The following is a 15,536-nucleotide window of genomic DNA, read 5'->3' as shown; positions in this document are numbered from 1 at the left end:
ACCTAGAATTTGCGTCGGCGAGGATGGTTCCGCCCGCCCCAAGGTATTCACGTGCGGTCTTGGGTCGGCCCGACACCGTCGTGCCCGCACGGGCGCCGCTGACGTGGACAATCCCGCTCGAGGGTCCGTCCGATAAACCGGGATATCGCGGCCGCCAGATCAACTGGATTTTCCTCAGCGACGTGGTGCCCACTCTCGATCCCGAAACCTTGGACGTTTTTCGCCCATCTTCGCCAGATCTCCAATGGATCACCGACGGTGTCGACCAAGTCGTCCTTCGTCGACCAGAGACATAGCAAGGGACAGTTTATCTTCCGGCCGGATGCACGGGCGTCCATCTCATCGCGTCTGTCCACGGTAAGCCCGGCTCGGTAATCCTCGATCATGCCATGGATGACACGCGGGTCGGATACCGCCGCGACGATGTCCTGGTAAGCGTCCTCGCCCATCAAGCTCGGCGACAGTTTGCCGTACCAAGCCAGCGGGTCGACGCTGATAGCTCTTTCCGGTTTGTCGGGTTGCGCGAAGAAGAACCAGTGATACCAATCTCGAGCAAAGCGCCAGTCCGTCCGCTCCAGGTGTTCGATAATGGGAACACCGTCGATCACCACGACATTTTCGAGTGCATCCCCGTGATCCATCGCCAAGCGAAACGCCACGTAGCTACCGCGGTCATGGCCGACGGCGGAAAAGCGTTCGTGGCCTAGGCTCCGCATCAGCGCCACGCAATCATTCGCCTTCGCGCGTTTGGCCGAATTGACGTGGTCGTCGGCATCCTCGGGCAAGAACGATTGTCCGAAGCCTCGAAGGTCCGGGCAGATAACCGTGAAATTCGGGGCAAGCATATCGGCGACCTGCCCCCACGTCATGTGCGTTCGAGGATGGCCGTGAAGCAGGAGAACGGGTGGCCCCGAGCCGCCGTGACGCACCCTCAGCTTGCCGGGGCCAACATCAATGAAATCAAGCGCGAATCCCTCGAACACCAAACTCCTCCAAGGTCCCCATTCCAAGATACAGGCCATCGGTTTCACGCGCCGAGGCGGTACGAACCTAAAAAGCCGCAACCTAACGTACGCTGTCTGTCGCGCCTCTTCGGCGTCCGCCGGTCAGCCTTGCCGCGCGGGACTAATCTAGCGTCAGCGTGGTGGCGTCGAGGCCTCCCGCGCCGCCCGAAGCTTTTCGGTCTTTCTTCGTCGCGCCTCGGCCTCGGCTTCGATCGCGGCCATGGCGGTCTCGTGCGTGGCTTGGAATTGTTCGCGTCGCTCCTGATTGGTGAAAGACTTTCTGGAGCGGTGATTGATCTCTTTATCGTCAGTCATCCGCGTTAACTTGTGAGGTCGCTAGCGTTCGGCAAGGAATTGGTATGGGACCGTACAAAGCGCACAAGGAACGCCCTAAAGCGCGTCGCGATCTTTCAGATTCGCTCGTTGCGCTTTAGGTCTTTCTTTTACCGCATGTCTTCATCGCAAAACCGCTTCACACTTTTGCGCGACATGCTCTAGACCCGCGCCAATGGTTCGTTACCTCTCTCGAGTGCTGGTCGTTTCCAGACCGCCGCTAACGGCTTCCAAATTTTCCGTGCCGCGACGCGGCATCCGCGCGTGGAGATGAAGGGGCCGCCGGGAGATCATGGTCACCGTTCCGCGATCAGGCGGCCCCCGCGTGCACGGACGCCGTGCCGGTGAGCATCAAACAACATTCCTGTCCCCTGGAGCAGTTTGATATGTGCGGCCCCCTTGGCTTGACGCGCTCGCCGCCGACCAAAGCGAGGTCCTCACTCCATCGCACTGGAACGCTTCGCCGGGACGGAGAGCCAGCGGAACAAGCATACCCCGCACCATCGTCCGCTGGCTGACAAGCCACGTACGCGCGAAGGCGGCAAGCCACCTATATGTGCGGCATGGTCGAGGGATATTCGATCGGCATGAAGCCGCGCCACCACTCGGCGGCTTTTCGCCTCCAGGCTTGGTCTTCAGCCAGCCCGCGTTGTTGGGGTGGACTGTCGATTTCAGCCGGAAACGAGCCGGTGGTGGCCGCCGAGCCACGGCTTCTCAGTCGAGGCCTTGCGGCCGGCCGCCGAACTGGACGAACTGGTCGGCGGACGCAGAAAGGCTTCACGGCATTTCTCGCGAGAAGCTTGCCGATGAAGGCGTCCCGATATCAATCGTTGTGCAGGAGATGATGGCCACGCTTTCGAATATGATCTCTTCGCGAGCTCGCCGTCATGGGATGGGAAATGGCTCGGCGTCCTGCTTCGGGCCGGAGGGGTTCCACGACATGCTCTTCGAGTCCGTAAGTCGGACGACCTCTTCGTCGAAGGTGCCTTGATGTTGACTGAAGACCGCGATGTTCGTGGCGTGGACGCGGCTGCGCTCGTCGCCAATGTCATCGCCCGGTCCGAGCCTGCCGTGCCTGCCCACCGCGCACTTCCGGACGCCGCACTGGAACTTGAGAGATTGCGCCTGGTACGGGAGGCTGTCGAGAGCTTGGCTACCGCGCAGTCTCACACCTGAAAGCCTAAAGGCAACCAGCCGGTTACCGGTGCATTTCGCCCAATACATGAACGCCTGTGTTCGGAGCGGGTAGAAATCCGCACAGAGAGCACCTATATCGAAAAGTATTACTTTTCATCGGAGGCATTCCATCATGACCATCAACGGCAGCCTGCTGATCGCGGGATCGGAAAGACGTGGTTCTAACGGCGAATTTACAGGTATCGAAGCGGCGACAGGAACCGCCCTGCCCGTTTCGTTCGGTGGAGCTTCGGCTGCCGACGTCGAGGAGGCCACCCGTCTCGCATGGGAAGCTTTCGACGTCTATCGCGAGACCGACCTTGAAACGCGGGCCGCCTTCCTGGAGGCGATCTCCACCGAGATCGAGGGCGTCGGCGAGGAGCTGGTCGAACGCGCCATGGCCGAGACGGGCCTTCCCCGCGGAAGGCTGGAGGGAGAGCGCGCCCGTACGACCGGCCAGCTCCGGCTGTTCGCCAAGGAAGTCCGCGAAGGCAGGTTCCAGGAACTTCGCTTCGATGCGGGCGATCCCTCGCGCAAGCCGGCGCCGAAACCCGACCTTCGTCTTCGCAACATCCCTGTCGGCCCCGTCGCGGTTTTCGGCGCCTCCAACTTCCCCCTCGCCTTCTCCGTGGCCGGCGGGGACACCGCCTCCGCTCTGGCCGCTGGCTGCCCTGTCGTGGTGAAGGCACACTCCGCGCATCCGGGCACCTCCGAGCTCGTCGGACGCGCAGTGCAACGCGCCGTGCTGAAGGCCGGCCTGCCTGCAGGTACGTTCGCTCTCCTGTTCGACACGGGCTTCGACATCGGGCAGCAGCTCGTCGCCGACCCGAAGATCCGCGCGGTCGGCTTCACCGGTTCGCGCAGAGGCGGAACGGCACTCATGGAGATCGCGTCCAAACGCAAGCAGCCGATCCCCGTCTATGCCGAGATGAGCAGCATCAATCCCGTCATCCTGTTTCCGGGTGCGCTGGAGAACCGCGCCGAGGAGATCGCGACGTCCTTCGTATCATCGCTTGCGCTAGGCGCCGGACAATTCTGCACGAACCCCGGCCTTATACTGGCTGTCGACAGCAACGGGCTAGAGGTCTTTATCACCAAGGCCAGCGAGCTTCTTCCGGAAACAGGAGCGCAGACCATGCTGACGCCGTCGATCGCCAAGGCGTTTCGTGAGGGCGTTGGCCGCCTCGAACAGCATTCCGAGGTGTCGATGCTCGCCAAGGGAAAGACCGGCGGGGACTACGACGGAGTGGCCGCGCTCTTCGAGACGTCGGCCGCCTCGCTCCTGGCACATCATGAACTGCAGGACGAAGTCTTCGGCGCGGCAGGGCTGGTGGTGCGCTGCAAGGACTTCGAAGAGCTGGAGCAAGTAATCGACGCCCTCGAGGGCCAGCTTACCGTCGCGTTGCATGTCGACGCCGGCGATCTCGACGACGCTCGCCGACTCGTCCCGAAACTTGAGATGCTCGCCGGCCGGCTGCTGGTGAACGGGTTCGGAACAGGGGTAGAGGTCTCGCACGCCATGGTTCATGGCGGCCCGTATCCGGCGACAGCCGATGGGCGATCCACCTCCGTCGGTACGCTTGCGATCTACCGGTTCCTGCGACCGGTGTCCTACCAGGACTTCCCGGAGGCGATCCGTCCGGCAGCGCTGCGGTAGCAATCGGCGCGCGGTGCGGGACAAAGTACCGCGGGAAACCTGCTAGAGCAGCCCTGCTCCCGGTCAGCCGGTTCGCCCGGAAACCGCATCCGCAAACATCGAAGCCATGAGCGCCGGCTTCATATGCATTAGCAGGAGGCCCGGCCTCTGCAGGTCGAACGACTTGTACGCCAGACCTCCTGTGAAGCCCATCGTTTCCAGATGGCCCTCGTTCCCCTTCAGCAAGGCTTCGTCGCCGATTCGACGCCCTTGAAACGAGCGGGATTGTAGGCGACCTCGAACGACGCTCCGGCCTCCTTTATATGCTGGGTCATCCCTGCCCTCCGGACGCAAGAAAGACGTCGGCACTTTCACCAGCACATTTGTCCCGTCCGGCGATGTTGACTTGTCCCACCCTTGCCGATGCGCAGTCTTGCGAGCCGTGTCGACTTTCCAACCCTGGCGAGCTGCCAGCTCGCGATGGGAAAACAGTGCGAACTCCATGATCTACTCCCGGCGTGATTGGACAGCCGGAGGATCGTCCCAGCGCATGCATGGGACAACTGCGGTGCGATCCCTGGGACGTTCCGGAAGGTTCGTCTCGCCTGACCGCGGCAAACAAAAAAGGCCGGGGCGAAATAGCGCCGACCTTTCGTTCGTCTTCCTATCCCTGCCAGTACATCCGTGGTCAAAGCCGGTAGACGGGGTATCGCGAGCGGCACTCTCTGAAGCGCATCAGCAATCCCGATGAACAAGTTGTAGTCTCGCAATCCGTCGATATCAAGGCGACGGTCCAACGGCATCGCGATTGGTCCGTCGCCGTTCCCTGGATTTCGCGGAACTCCTCGCGACACGCAACTCCTCGAGCGTCGGCTGCCACCACCCTCGAGCCCGCTCGTATCCTCCCGGTTCCGCGCGAGCCGGCCAGGTATGGACGAGTTCTTCCAACGTGGCGGCACGCCAGCCCGCCCAGACATACTCGTCGTCGGCGTCCGGATGGTGCTCGGCAACCTCTTCGGGGTCGACGAGTTCTCCGGTGATCTCCGTGATAACGACAATCCCGAAAGCGACTGTCGCCACAGGCCGAGCGAGCGGCGGGAGATCGTCGCTCGGCACAGGCAGTCGCTTCTTCCTGCGCTCGGACAGCCGCCGCTTGGTTTTCGCCTCCTCTTCGGTACCCTTGCGGGCCTCGGCACGTTTCCTGCGCTCCTCAGGCTCGGCTCGTTTCGCGGCCTCCTCGATTGCTTCCCATCGCTGCTGGAGGTCGTCGTAGGATGCGTACGGCACCTCCCAAACCTTATCGTCGCCGTCCCATCGGGCGAAAGCGATCTGCCGGAGCTCGTCGACGACCGTCCGCGAGAAGGGTGTCTTGATGCGGAAGCCGCGGTCGTAGACCTGCAGATAGGGGCTGAGGATGGGTTCAAACTGGTAGGCGTCGCGGCCGCGCTCCTCTTCGTAGGGCGCCCTTCGATCCGCTTCGGAGGCGAGCCATCGATCGATGCGCTTTCGAGCGGTCTTGCCGGGAACCGTCCAGGCCTGAAGACTGTCCGACCACCGGGCATTCGGAAAGGTCTCGCGAAAGCGCGCGACAGTCATCCGGTCAAAGGGGAAGGATACCTTCTCCCGCGGAGGGTCGGTGTCCTTGGTCTCTTCGTGGTTGTCTTCGGTCATAACAAGGAAACGGTCAGGTGATCGTCGGGTTTCGGTTAGGAAAGCGATTTCTGCAGGAAGGATAACGCCGTCCGAGCGCCGGTGCTAGAAATCGTATGTCCGACGCCGGGTTCGACATCGAGTTCAACTTTGAAGCCTGCCGCTCCAAGCCGCGCCGCCGCGAGCGTCGAGGCAGCCGCAGGAATCGTCGCGTCGGCCCGACCGTGTACGAGCAGGATCGGCGTGTCCTTGCTGGACGGCGAGATGGGCTGTGGCGGGAGAAGCCCCGCGAAGGACACGAGCGCGCCGACCTTCCATCGGCCGGAAGCGACCGCGTCGAGGGCTACTATCGCACCCTGTGAGACGCCAACGAAGGCGATCCTGTCGTGGCTTTCGGCGAAGCCCTCGCGCCGGACGACGTGGTCGATCAGTCCGTCGAATGCTTCTCGGGCAGCCATTACCCTCGCCGGATCAAGCGGGTTGCCTTCGGTCGAGAACCATTGGTGGCCGCGCCAGTGATGCACCGGAGCGTCCGGGGCAGCAAACCGGGTGTTCGGAAGACCAGCGCGCCAGGAAGAGGCCATCGGCATAAGCTGAGCGCCGGACGCGCCAAAACCATGCAGAAAGATGACAAGCGAACCATGGATCATTGAAACTCCTCGTTAAACACACAGAGGGCGCTCGACGTCTTCATGACGGAGCGCCCTCTTCACCGCGCGGCCGTGCAGGGCGACAATCATGTCGCGATACTCGGCCGAGCTTTTCGGTGGTGACCCTTAGATGTTAATGCGGGCCTTCGGTTTCAAGACAGCGTGTCGGCAGTCGTGCTCATCCAGGCACGGTGACGTTCCTCGTCCTGGTGCGCCTTCATGAAGAACGCCTTTGACTCAGGAATCGCGTCCTCGTGGCGCGACGCGCGCTCGTAAGCCGTGACCGTATCGTCTTCGTTCGTCTTCATTGCCTTCAGGATCGCGGAATCACCCATGAGGTCGGCGAGCGCGATCTTGCCGGTCGTTAGCATCTGCTTCATGTCGCCTTCGGTCGGGGCTTCGATACCGAGTTCGCGAGCCATCTCGGTCAACGTCGCGACGTGCCGCAGGTGGTCTTCCTTGAAGGCTGAAATCTGGCTTGCGAGTTCACGGCTATCGAGCCGCTCGATACAGGAATCGTATGCGGCGATCGCATCGTGCTCCAAGTAGAGCAGATTTTTGACAAGACCTTTGATGTCGTATTCGTTGCCAACCATCGTGACCATATCGTTCTCCTTGCTGGGTTTGAGGAGACCGGGGAACGAGATGCCTGCAGGGTTGTTCCGCCGCCGGGCGGACCGTCCTCTATCGTACATTCTGAGGATGACACGGCACACTTGGCCGGAACTTCGACGGTACACGCGGGTTTCAACCTAGACATTGCGTTCCAACCTCAACCCAAATTGGAGAGATGACATGACCCTCGAAGGGAAAAAGATCGCCGTTCTAATCGCGCCGCGCGGCACCGAGGAGCCCGAATTCAAGAAGCCCAAGGAAGCAGTCGAAGCCGCAGGCGGGACTGTGACGGTCGTCGGGATCGAGGCCGGCGAGGCCAAGACGAACAATGGCGATCTCGATCCCGGCGGCAGCTATGTCGTGGACAAGACCGTGCAGGATGTTTCGGCTGGCGACTTCGACGGACTGGTGATCCCCGGCGGGACCGTCGGCGCCGACAAGCTTCGGGCGGATGACGATATCGTTTCGTTCGTGCGTTCCTTTTTCGAGCAGGGAAAACCGGTCGGCGTGATCTGCCACGGCCCCTGGCTTCTGGTTCAGGCCGACGTTCTGAGGGGACGCACTGTCACGTCCTATTCTTCGATCCGGAAAGACATTGAGAATGCGGGCGCTACCTGGGTCGATGAGGAGGTCGTGACCGATCAGGGGCTGGTCACAAGCCGGAAACCCGATGACCTTCCAGCTTTCTGTGCGAAGATCGTCGAGGAATTTGGTGAAGGCAGACATCCGGAACAGGCACGCAGCGCCTGATGGAATATACAAGGAAGCGTCGGTTCCCCCCGGCGCTTCACGCCGCATCATGGGAGCGCATCGAGCACTCACTTTCTTAGTTCAGGAGTAGGTCACATGACAAAGATCACCTATCACGTTGCCGAGCATGACGGAGGTTTCGCGTATCGGCTCGGGGACGTATGGTCTGAGTCCTTTCTCGACCATGACGCCGCGCTTGCCGCGGCAAGATCGGCTGCCGAGCGGCAGCACCTGGAAGGCCGCGACGCCGAGATTTCTTATCAGCTCGCCAACGGACGCTGGCAGACGGAACATGCTTCTGGCGGAGACCGTCCGGAGACCGACGTCGTCGACGATGCGGCGGAGAAGTCGGCATGACCACGCTGGTAGGGTCTTGCTCTTGTGGTGATGTGAAGGTGGCGGTTCGCGGGTTGCCTCTGCGCATCGGCATCTGTCACTGCACGGACTGTCGTCAGGAGAGCGGATCAGCGTTTACGTTCTACGCAGTATGGCCAGCAAGCGAGTTCGAGACGACAGGTCAGACCCGCGAGTTTCGCGGACGATCTTTCTGCCCGAATTGCGGATCGCGGCTGTTTTCGGCCGATGAGCAGGAGGCCGAGATCAAGCTTGGCATTCTTTCCGACGCGCCGACGCCGCTGAAGCCGACATACGAACTCTGGGTGAAGCGCCGGGAATCATGGCTGGCTCCGATCGCAGGTGCCGAGCAGTTCGACGAAGATCGAACATGATCCGTTCATCGACCGGGGATCGGCCAACGCTTCCTCGCTTTATCACACCGAGGCTCGGACGCTACGTTTTCTAGCGTCCCCTCGGCATCTTGAAGGTGAAGCAGGTTCCTGTCTCATCCGAAGAGACGTCGATAGTGCCGCCGTGAGCCTTCGCAATTTCCAGCGCGATGTAGAGTCCGAGACCCAGCCCCTGCCCGCCGCGGGAGGCAGCGCCGCGCTTGAACGGCATGAACAGCCTTTCGAGGTCTTCCTCGGGGATTGCAGAACCTGAGTTGCGCACGCTGACTTCGATGCCGTCCGGGCCATGGCGCCCCGTGATGTGGACGGGATGATCTTCCAATCCGTGGGTGACCGCGTTTGACACGATGTTCGAGAACAACTGTGCGACCCGGAGACGGTCGACGACTGTCGGCTGCGGGAAGTCCAGTTCGAGACGAATTTCGCGGTCAGGATGCGCCGAACGGATCTCGTCGGCGACAACTTGCAGCGTCTCGACAAGGTCGGCTTCCGCCAAGTCAAGGGAGATTCCGCCGCCAAGACGCGCGCGTGCAAGGTCCATGATGTTGTCGACGAGTCCGGTCATCCGTGAAATGCTCGCCTTCATCAGGTTGAGGACGAGCGGGCTTCGCTCGGTCCAACCTTCCTTGAGAAGACGGTTCGTCCCAGCGTCGATCGCTGCGAGCGGATTGCGAAGGTCGTGCCCGAGCACTGCGATGAACTGCTCCCGGAGCTCCGAGAGTTCGCGCTCGCGCTCCAACGACGCCTCGGTTGTCCGGAGGCGGTCGCCAGCGTCCAGATGATGTGCGATCAATTCCGCAAAAAGCTTGAACGTTCCGATGACTTGCGGGTTGTCGACCTTCGCGGGATTCGGATCGATCGCACACAACGTGCCCCAGAAGGTGCCGCCCGCACGGATGATCGGCATGGAGATGTAGCTTCTCAAGCCGTAGATACGGGGCGTGTGATGATCCCTGTAGCGATCATCCGCGGACGCGTCATCGAAGACGATCGGCTGTCGGTGATCGCGGATTTCGTCGCAGAGCGTGCTCTCGATCGGCAACTCGTCACCAGCCTTCAGCCCGAAGCCCACATGATCGAGGGAGCTACAGGTGATCCACCGCGTCTCGGTGACCCGAGCGATGGCTGCGAAGCCCATCTTGGTCATTCGGAGCGCGACGTCGAGCATGGTGGGAACCGCCGCGATCCCGGCGATCGCCTCGATGTCGGCTCGATAGTCGCCCGGTACGGCATCTGGAGATAAAGAAGCCGGAGATCTGTCCAACTTCAACTTCCCTGTGAAGCCGATATTCTCAACGGCAGTCGCCGCTGCCTCGGCCAACGCCTCCAGCGTTTCGACTTCCCACCGCGTCGGCTCGTATGCCTGCGACCAGTATGCGCCGATCGCGCCGACGGGGTCTTCGCGACGGATAGGAGCCATTGCAACGGCCCGGACGAACGTGCCGTCATAGCGTTCGTGCGGGATACGGTCGTCCTGCCGGAGGTCGGGGACGACAACCGTCTGGCGGTTGATCATCGACCAGCCAGAAATGCATGCGGACGCTTGAAACTTCTCGCCCTTCCAGAGCGGTGCGATCGAGTCTTCCTCGACGTAGTGACAAAGGTCGCCCTCGCGCCGAACGACGGTTATCCCTTCGCATCCGACGAGAGACCGCGCGCTTGCGCGTATCATCGCGACCACCTCGTCGAGGGTGCGCGCACGTGAAATGGCGGAGGTCGCTTTCGTCAGATTGGCGAGCGGCGTCCTGAATTCGGTGGAATCGGCTATCAGCACCACCGCGGTCCTTTCGACTGCATGAGGATGCCCCCATATACGGTAGCGGACCTTCGCATACTCCGCGCCGATATAAAAGGTGGATGTGAACTTACGCGGAACATTAACCTGACTGCCTGGCCTGAGGGCTCGTCAGGCCGAAGGCAGGGTACGTGGCGTCGCCAGGAGAAAACGTCGGCAAAATCTTCAAAGGCCGCGGGGCGTATACGCTACGTCTTCCGCGAGCACCAGGCTCGCAGGAGGCAGACGGCCTTCGTCTCCACGAACCAGGGCGTCGATGTATGCAAGCGCGTTCTGCATCCCGTTCATCGTATATGGCTTCTCGATCGCGCCGAGAGCCCCAGCGAGATCCGGTGGCAACTTCTTGATGTTGCCGCTGACGAAGATGTGGGGAATCCCTTTTCCGGAAAGCATCCGCCCTACCTCGATGCCCGTGGGGCCATCCTGCAGGTGGATGTCGACAAACGCGAACACTGGGCCTCTTTCACAAACCATATCAGGAACCTGATCGCTGCTTGACGCCATTCCGACCACGGCATGCCCGGCGGCTTCGACTTCGCTCTCCAGCTCCATGGCGAGCAGCATCTCGTCTTCGACGATCATCACTTTCACTGCGGTGTGTCCTTGTCTACGAGAAGCGTGACGTCCACGACATTGCGCCGACCTTCCATCTTTTGTTCGATCGTTGCGCCAACCTGCCTGGCCGACGCCTCGAGCATGCGCCGCCCGAGTTCGGCGCTGCCGGGGTCTGGCTCCACCGGCTCCGACGTGTCCTCTACTCGGATGAGAAAGTGTCCGTTGAGCCTTCGCACGACGACATGGATTTCGCCACCGCCGTCGGCCAGCCCTCGTCGGACGGCGTCGCCTACCAGCTCGTTGACGATCAGCGACAAAGGCGTCGCCTTCACCGCGGGAACGAATACGGGCGACACGTCCATCGTCAGCCTGACGTCGTCGCGCTTTAGCGCTTCAAGGAGATCGGTCACGAGCTCCCGCGCGAAATCCCCGATGTCGAACCTTGCGACGTCGTTCGTGGTGAACAGCTTGCGCTGCACGGTGCTGATCGCCTCGATCCTGTTTAGGACCGAAAGAAGAGCCTGACGCTGCGCCTGGTCTTCGGTCAGCCGCACCTGCATATTCACGATCGAGGCAAGCGTCGCAAGGTTGTTCTTGACCCGATGGTCGACCTCGTGAACGAGAAGCGTCCTGGCCGCGAGCGACTCCTGAAGGTCGCCCGTCCGCTCGGCGACGGCCTCCTCGGCCTGATGTCGCGCGGCGGCAAGTTCCGCTTCCTTGCTCTTGATGTTCGTGAAGTCGGGCTGCGAGGCGAAGAAGTAGATGATGTCGCCGTCGTCGTCGCACACCGGACTGACGAACAGCGCGTTCCAAAATGTGCTGCCGTCCTTCCTGTAGTTGAGAATGTCGACCGAGATGTCCATCCCATTGGATACCGCCTCGCGGAGGCGGCGGACCGTGTCCCCGCTTGTCTCCGGCCCCTGGAGCAGCCGGCAGTTCTTCCCGACAAGCTCGTCGTTGGAATACCCCGTCAGTCTCTGGAAGGCCGTGTTGCAGAAGATGATCGGGTTGTCGTGCTGGTTCGGGTCGGTGACGATCATCGGGCATGCGCGTCGCCTTGAAGGCGGCCGCGAAGGGATCCTCTCGGACACGCGCCGCTGCGAGGCGCTTGCCCGCACGTCGAGTGTCGCTCTGACTGCCGTCATTATCTGGCATTATCGCCCCTTGTTGATCCTGAGCGGAATGACCGGCGGCCCGAATAGTTCCACTGACGGCGGCATTGCGCGTGGGTTCCATCAGACAGTTCCCCTCTCGCAACAACCCTCGAGCGGAGGTTGGCCCCGACCATACCCAACAGGGCGGCGAAGCCGTTGCGGGCCTCCGGCCGAGCCGCTAGGAAATACCGCAGGATACCAACCAGGGGATTTTCAGTGGCTTACGGTACGGTCAAGTTTTTCAACCAGGACAAGGGCTTTGGATTCATAACGCCAGACGAAGGCGGACAGGACGTGTTCGTCCATGTTAGCGCGGTCCAGGATTCGACGCTGCTCCGCGAAGGGCAGAAGGTGTCGTACGACGTGGGTCAGGATCGAAAGACCGGCAAGTCGAAAGCCGAGAACGTTCGTGGTGCCTGACGTAGATCGAGCGGAGTTTCCTGGATGAACATCAGGACGGCCACCAAGGATGACGTGGCGTCGATGAGCGCGATGCTCGAGACGCTTGTCGCGGCGGGCAGACGCAGGATGCCGGCGGACGAAGAGTATGTTCGGGATCATTACGTCGCCAATCCTCTTGGCATACGCTGCAGTCTCGCCGAAGACGAGGATGGTAGCCTTCTCGGTTTTCAGTCACTGATCCGAGCCGTCGAGGGCAACGCCTACGACACGCCGGTCGGCTGGGGGGCATTGGAACCCACGTGTCGCCGCACGCAGCTCGAACCGGCGTCGGCACCAGACTGTTCGCATCTAGCGAGCAGGCTGCGATAGAAGCAGGATTGTCGAAGATCGAGGCCTTCATCGGCAAGGACAACGCCGTGGCTCAGGCCTACTACGAGCGGATGGGTTTCGAGACCTATCGGCAGACGATGGCGGCGCTCCGCAAGGCCTGGGCGCGACGGGAAGGCTGAAGAACAAGCAGTCCGCGGTTTGGGAGGCGTCAACGCTTTCAATGAAGTGTCGGCCCGACGGCATACTGAGGATGTCTGAGATGGGACGTGTGATCGGGCCGACCGCCCGAACGGCGACGTCCTCGGCGAGCGCGATATCCGTATCGGCCAAATCGCCCGCAACGGATAGCAGGGCCGTGCCGACCGAACGCATCATCATTCCCAATGCGTCGTTGCCCTCGTCGTTCGCCCACGCGGCGTTTGTTTCGAGGGTGACGGCAAGCCGTTCAGGGACGGCCTGACGCTCCGCGGGTGGTAGTTCGTTGAACGACGGACCGATCTGCATCAGTGCTTCGCATGGTGGTCGCCGCGATCACCTTCGCCGCGCTTCGCTTCCGTCTTGGACTTGTGACGCTTGTCTGCGGACAAAGACCGGCCCACGTCGGTCGACTTCTTGAACTGTCCCTTCTCGTCGCGGCGCACGTAGCGCTGGTCGGTTCCGGTGTCGATGAGTTCGCGTTTTGACATGACTGTCTCCTTCTTCGGAACACCTGAAACGCGCGAGATTCCAAAAATGTTGCGCGCCGTCCGCGTGAGGACTGAAGTGCAGGATGTCAGCTCTCGATCCGGTAGACGGCGGCATTGTCCTGGACGTCGCGCAGCCCCTTGTAAGCCGCATGGCGGAGCTTCCCGTCGTGCGTCCATGCCCTGAATTCGATCTCAGCGACCAAAGTCGGCTGGCACCAGACGACGTTTTTCCGCCGACCCTCGTAAGCGACCGGCGCCTTCTTCGTTGCCAGCTTGTCGAGAAGGCCGCGCAGCTCCTGGGCGTCGCGTTCCTTGAATCCGGTTCCGACCGATCCGACGTAGCCGAGGTCGTGGCCGCTCCAGGCGGCGAGGAGAAGGCTGCCGATCCCGCCGCGCGCGGACGCCGACCGCTCGTAGCCGACGACCATGAAGCTCTCGGACTGGATACATTTGATCTTGTACCAGTCGCCGAGACGGCCTGATCGATAGGCACTGTCCCTGTCCTTTGCGATGATGCCTTCGAGACCGTGCACGCAGGCTGCTTCGAAGATGGCGTCGCCGTCCCCTTCGATCTCCTCGGAAAACTGTATCGCTTCCGGGGCGTCGGCCAGCAGGCTTTCCAGCAGATGGCGTCGGCTCGCAAGCTCCATGCCCCGGACGTCATGTCCATCGAAATAGAGGAGGTCGAACGCGACGAATATTGCCTCGCTCGACGACCGCTTTCCCCCGCGGCCGCCCAGGCTCTGCTGCAGCGCTCCGAAATCGGTCCGTCCTTCGGCGTCGTAGACCACCGCCTCCCCGTCGAGGATGGCGGTCGCCACCCCCAGTTCCTTCGCCGCGGCCGCGATGGCTGGAAATCGGTGCGTCCAGTCGTGCCCGCCGCGGGTCAGGATGCGAACCCGTTTTGGCTCAATGTGGATGGCCAGCCTGTAGCCGTCCAGCTTCACTTCATACAGATACCTGTCACGGCCGGGCGGCTTCGGACGGAGCTGCGCGAGGCAGGGCTCGACTCTCTCCGGCATCGCGTCGAAAGGCAGTTGCGGCTGCTTGGGATCGCGGGGCTTTCTCGCGCGGCTCCTGACTGGCGCGTCGTCGGCTAGAAGCGGCTGGGAGCATGGTCGGCGGCTACTCATGAGGACTACTTACACTGATCTAAGGAACACGTCGTACGAGCGGGAGATAGTGGTTTCGTCTGGCTTCAACTAACTGGGTGCAGCATGACCTCAGCCTGCTCCGTCCCGAGGCGGGGCTTCTTTTCTCAACCCGCGAGCTTCATTGCCGACATGTCGTCCGGCAGCACGTGCAGCCCTGCGACATGCGCGGCGTCTACGAATGCCGCGCGCGCCACCTCCGGATCGATATAAAATTCCAAGGCGTCGAGCGAGGTCGCGAGCGCGTGGTGGAACTCGGACGTCTGTTTTCCGCTGAGGGGCCAGCTCACGCTGAGCAGCAGGCCCGCAAGCTCGTCTACGGTATAGGCCTGGCGGTATCGCGCGAGACCGTCGATTTCGACATGGAGCGGGCGGATATGAACCTGGACGTGGGAGCTGTTCATGACGCGATACTCTCCTGACATTCAGCGAATCAAAGCGTGAACATCGATTCGGTTCCGTGACGAAAACGATCAGGGAAAAAGGCACTCCTCGCAGAGTGTCTCGGGACGTCAACTCTTCCAAGTTCGCGGGCAAGCCTATGCCGGAGGTGAACTCCCTTTGACCGTGACGACCGACATGATTTCAGAGTTCGTACGGGCGGCGAACCGTGTGGAGACGCTAGCCCCTGCCGACCGGCGTCTGCTTCTCGAAAAGGGAGTGTCAGCGTCCGGGGCGCTGAGGGGTCTGCTTGTAAAAACTGGAAAGGTCGCACCCGTCGACGACGCCGCTGAAAGAGTCATCCAGGACATCGCAAGCAACATCGAACAGATCGGATGAAACGGTGTAGAAGGCGATGCTCGCGCTTGCGGCGCAGATACGGACGATGAGGATCTTGAATCGAAAACCCACTTCCGCTTGAGGAGCCCTGCCACGCCTCCAGTGCGAACGCGCGAAGCGCAT

The 15,536-nt window shown here is 61.7% G+C and carries 20 protein-coding genes and 1 pseudogene; 9 read left to right on the top strand and 12 right to left on the bottom strand.

Annotated features, from left to right (window positions below):
• Positions 1–47: 47 nt before the first annotated feature.
• Entirely contained in the window at positions 48–983 is a 936-nt protein-coding gene (locus ACVTFQ_RS31165) for an alpha/beta fold hydrolase (protein WP_470424558.1), read from the bottom strand.
• Between the two features lie 153 nt (positions 984–1,136).
• Entirely contained in the window at positions 1,137–1,319 is a 183-nt protein-coding gene (locus tag ACVTFQ_RS31160; protein ID WP_112436796.1) for a hypothetical protein, read from the bottom strand.
• Between the two features lie 1,008 nt (positions 1,320–2,327).
• Here ACVTFQ_RS31160 and ACVTFQ_RS31155 point away from each other — a divergent pair.
• Positions 2,328–2,513, top strand: coding sequence for a hypothetical protein (locus ACVTFQ_RS31155; RefSeq protein ID WP_413393905.1), 186 nt, complete (start codon positions 2,328–2,330; stop codon positions 2,511–2,513).
• A gap of 133 nt (positions 2,514–2,646) precedes the next feature.
• On the top strand, positions 2,647–4,170 hold the full coding sequence (locus tag ACVTFQ_RS31150) for an aldehyde dehydrogenase (NADP(+)) (protein ID WP_470424557.1): 1,524 nt from the start codon (positions 2,647–2,649) through the stop codon (positions 4,168–4,170).
• A gap of 63 nt (positions 4,171–4,233) precedes the next feature.
• Here ACVTFQ_RS31150 and ACVTFQ_RS31145 read toward each other — a convergent pair whose 3' ends face one another.
• The 4 genes from ACVTFQ_RS31145 to ACVTFQ_RS31130 all read right to left on the bottom strand — a co-directional run bounded on the left by ACVTFQ_RS31145 (position 4,234) and on the right by ACVTFQ_RS31130 (position 7,054).
• Positions 4,234–4,653, bottom strand: a complete 420-nt coding sequence (locus tag ACVTFQ_RS31145) for a hypothetical protein (RefSeq protein ID WP_470424556.1) — start codon at positions 4,651–4,653, stop codon at positions 4,234–4,236.
• Between the two features lie 276 nt (positions 4,654–4,929).
• Entirely contained in the window at positions 4,930–5,820 is an 891-nt protein-coding gene (locus tag ACVTFQ_RS31140; RefSeq protein ID WP_470424555.1) for a hypothetical protein, read from the bottom strand.
• A gap of 35 nt (positions 5,821–5,855) precedes the next feature.
• Positions 5,856–6,449, bottom strand: a complete 594-nt coding sequence (locus tag ACVTFQ_RS31135; RefSeq protein WP_283193822.1) for an alpha/beta hydrolase — start codon at positions 6,447–6,449, stop codon at positions 5,856–5,858.
• Positions 6,450–6,601: 152 nt separating this feature from the next.
• Positions 6,602–7,054, bottom strand: a complete 453-nt coding sequence (locus ACVTFQ_RS31130; protein ID WP_470424554.1) for a DUF892 family protein — start codon at positions 7,052–7,054, stop codon at positions 6,602–6,604.
• 190 nt (positions 7,055–7,244) lie between these two features.
• Here ACVTFQ_RS31130 and ACVTFQ_RS31125 point away from each other — a divergent pair, with 190 nt between their 5' ends.
• From ACVTFQ_RS31125 to ACVTFQ_RS31115, 3 genes are all read left to right on the top strand, one after another.
• On the top strand, positions 7,245–7,814 hold the full coding sequence (locus ACVTFQ_RS31125) for a type 1 glutamine amidotransferase domain-containing protein (RefSeq protein WP_111563689.1): 570 nt from the start codon (positions 7,245–7,247) through the stop codon (positions 7,812–7,814).
• A 96-nt stretch (positions 7,815–7,910) separates the two neighbouring features.
• A complete protein-coding gene (locus ACVTFQ_RS31120) occupies positions 7,911–8,171 on the top strand; it encodes a hypothetical protein (protein WP_470424553.1) in 261 nt (86 codons plus the stop codon).
• Positions 8,168–8,542, top strand: a complete 375-nt coding sequence (locus ACVTFQ_RS31115) for a GFA family protein (protein ID WP_111563691.1) — start codon at positions 8,168–8,170, stop codon at positions 8,540–8,542. Before ACVTFQ_RS31120 ends, ACVTFQ_RS31115 begins: the two co-directional genes overlap by 4 nt.
• Before the next feature lie 70 nt (positions 8,543–8,612).
• Here the strand turns inward: ACVTFQ_RS31115 and ACVTFQ_RS31110 are convergent, their stop codons facing one another.
• The 3 genes and pseudogenes from ACVTFQ_RS31110 to ACVTFQ_RS31100 form a co-directional block, all read right to left on the bottom strand.
• Positions 8,613–10,334: a sensor histidine kinase gene (locus ACVTFQ_RS31110; RefSeq protein ID WP_470424552.1), complete on the bottom strand. Its 1,722-nt coding sequence runs from the start codon at positions 10,332–10,334 to the stop codon at positions 8,613–8,615.
• A 186-nt stretch (positions 10,335–10,520) separates the two neighbouring features.
• Positions 10,521–10,946, bottom strand: a complete 426-nt coding sequence (locus tag ACVTFQ_RS31105) for a response regulator (protein WP_470424551.1) — start codon at positions 10,944–10,946, stop codon at positions 10,521–10,523.
• A pseudogene (locus tag ACVTFQ_RS31100) lies at positions 10,943–12,065 on the bottom strand (PAS domain-containing protein). Before ACVTFQ_RS31100 ends, ACVTFQ_RS31105 begins: the two are co-directional and overlap by 4 nt.
• A gap of 215 nt (positions 12,066–12,280) precedes the next feature.
• Between ACVTFQ_RS31100 and ACVTFQ_RS31095 the strand changes: the two are divergent.
• Genes ACVTFQ_RS31095 through ACVTFQ_RS31085 form a run of 3 tightly spaced genes read left to right on the top strand, consistent with a single transcriptional unit; the run spans position 12,281 to position 12,975 of the window.
• Positions 12,281–12,484: a cold-shock protein gene (locus tag ACVTFQ_RS31095; RefSeq protein ID WP_111563694.1), complete on the top strand. Its 204-nt coding sequence runs from the start codon at positions 12,281–12,283 to the stop codon at positions 12,482–12,484.
• Between the two features lie 24 nt (positions 12,485–12,508).
• The gene (locus ACVTFQ_RS31090) at positions 12,509–12,835 is read left to right on the top strand and encodes a GNAT family N-acetyltransferase (RefSeq protein WP_470424647.1); all 327 of its coding nucleotides are present in this window, start codon (positions 12,509–12,511) and stop codon (positions 12,833–12,835) included.
• Positions 12,766–12,975: a GNAT family N-acetyltransferase gene (locus tag ACVTFQ_RS31085; protein WP_470424550.1), complete on the top strand. Its 210-nt coding sequence runs from the start codon at positions 12,766–12,768 to the stop codon at positions 12,973–12,975. The genes ACVTFQ_RS31090 and ACVTFQ_RS31085 overlap by 70 nt, the downstream gene beginning before the upstream one ends.
• Before the next feature lie 324 nt (positions 12,976–13,299).
• On the opposite strand, the gene ACVTFQ_RS31080 is transcribed toward ACVTFQ_RS31085, so the two are convergent.
• The 3 genes from ACVTFQ_RS31080 to ACVTFQ_RS31070 form a co-directional block, all read right to left on the bottom strand.
• A complete protein-coding gene (locus ACVTFQ_RS31080) occupies positions 13,300–13,482 on the bottom strand; it encodes a hypothetical protein (protein ID WP_470424549.1) in 183 nt (60 codons plus the stop codon).
• Between the two features lie 86 nt (positions 13,483–13,568).
• Positions 13,569–14,615: a non-homologous end-joining DNA ligase gene (gene ligD, locus ACVTFQ_RS31075; protein WP_470424548.1), complete on the bottom strand. Its 1,047-nt coding sequence runs from the start codon at positions 14,613–14,615 to the stop codon at positions 13,569–13,571.
• Between the two features lie 125 nt (positions 14,616–14,740).
• On the bottom strand, positions 14,741–15,037 hold the full coding sequence (locus ACVTFQ_RS31070) for a DUF982 domain-containing protein (RefSeq protein ID WP_470424547.1): 297 nt from the start codon (positions 15,035–15,037) through the stop codon (positions 14,741–14,743).
• A 157-nt stretch (positions 15,038–15,194) separates the two neighbouring features.
• On the opposite strand from ACVTFQ_RS31070, the gene ACVTFQ_RS31065 reads away from it, so the two are divergent.
• A complete protein-coding gene (locus ACVTFQ_RS31065) occupies positions 15,195–15,413 on the top strand; it encodes a hypothetical protein (protein WP_470424546.1) in 219 nt (72 codons plus the stop codon).
• Positions 15,414–15,536 lie beyond the last annotated feature (123 nt).

The sequence above is a fragment of the Rhizobium sp. O111 genome, from assembly GCF_055616315.1.
The sequence above is the reverse complement of the archived record's forward strand: the minus strand, read 5'-3'. Positions and strand labels throughout refer to the sequence as shown.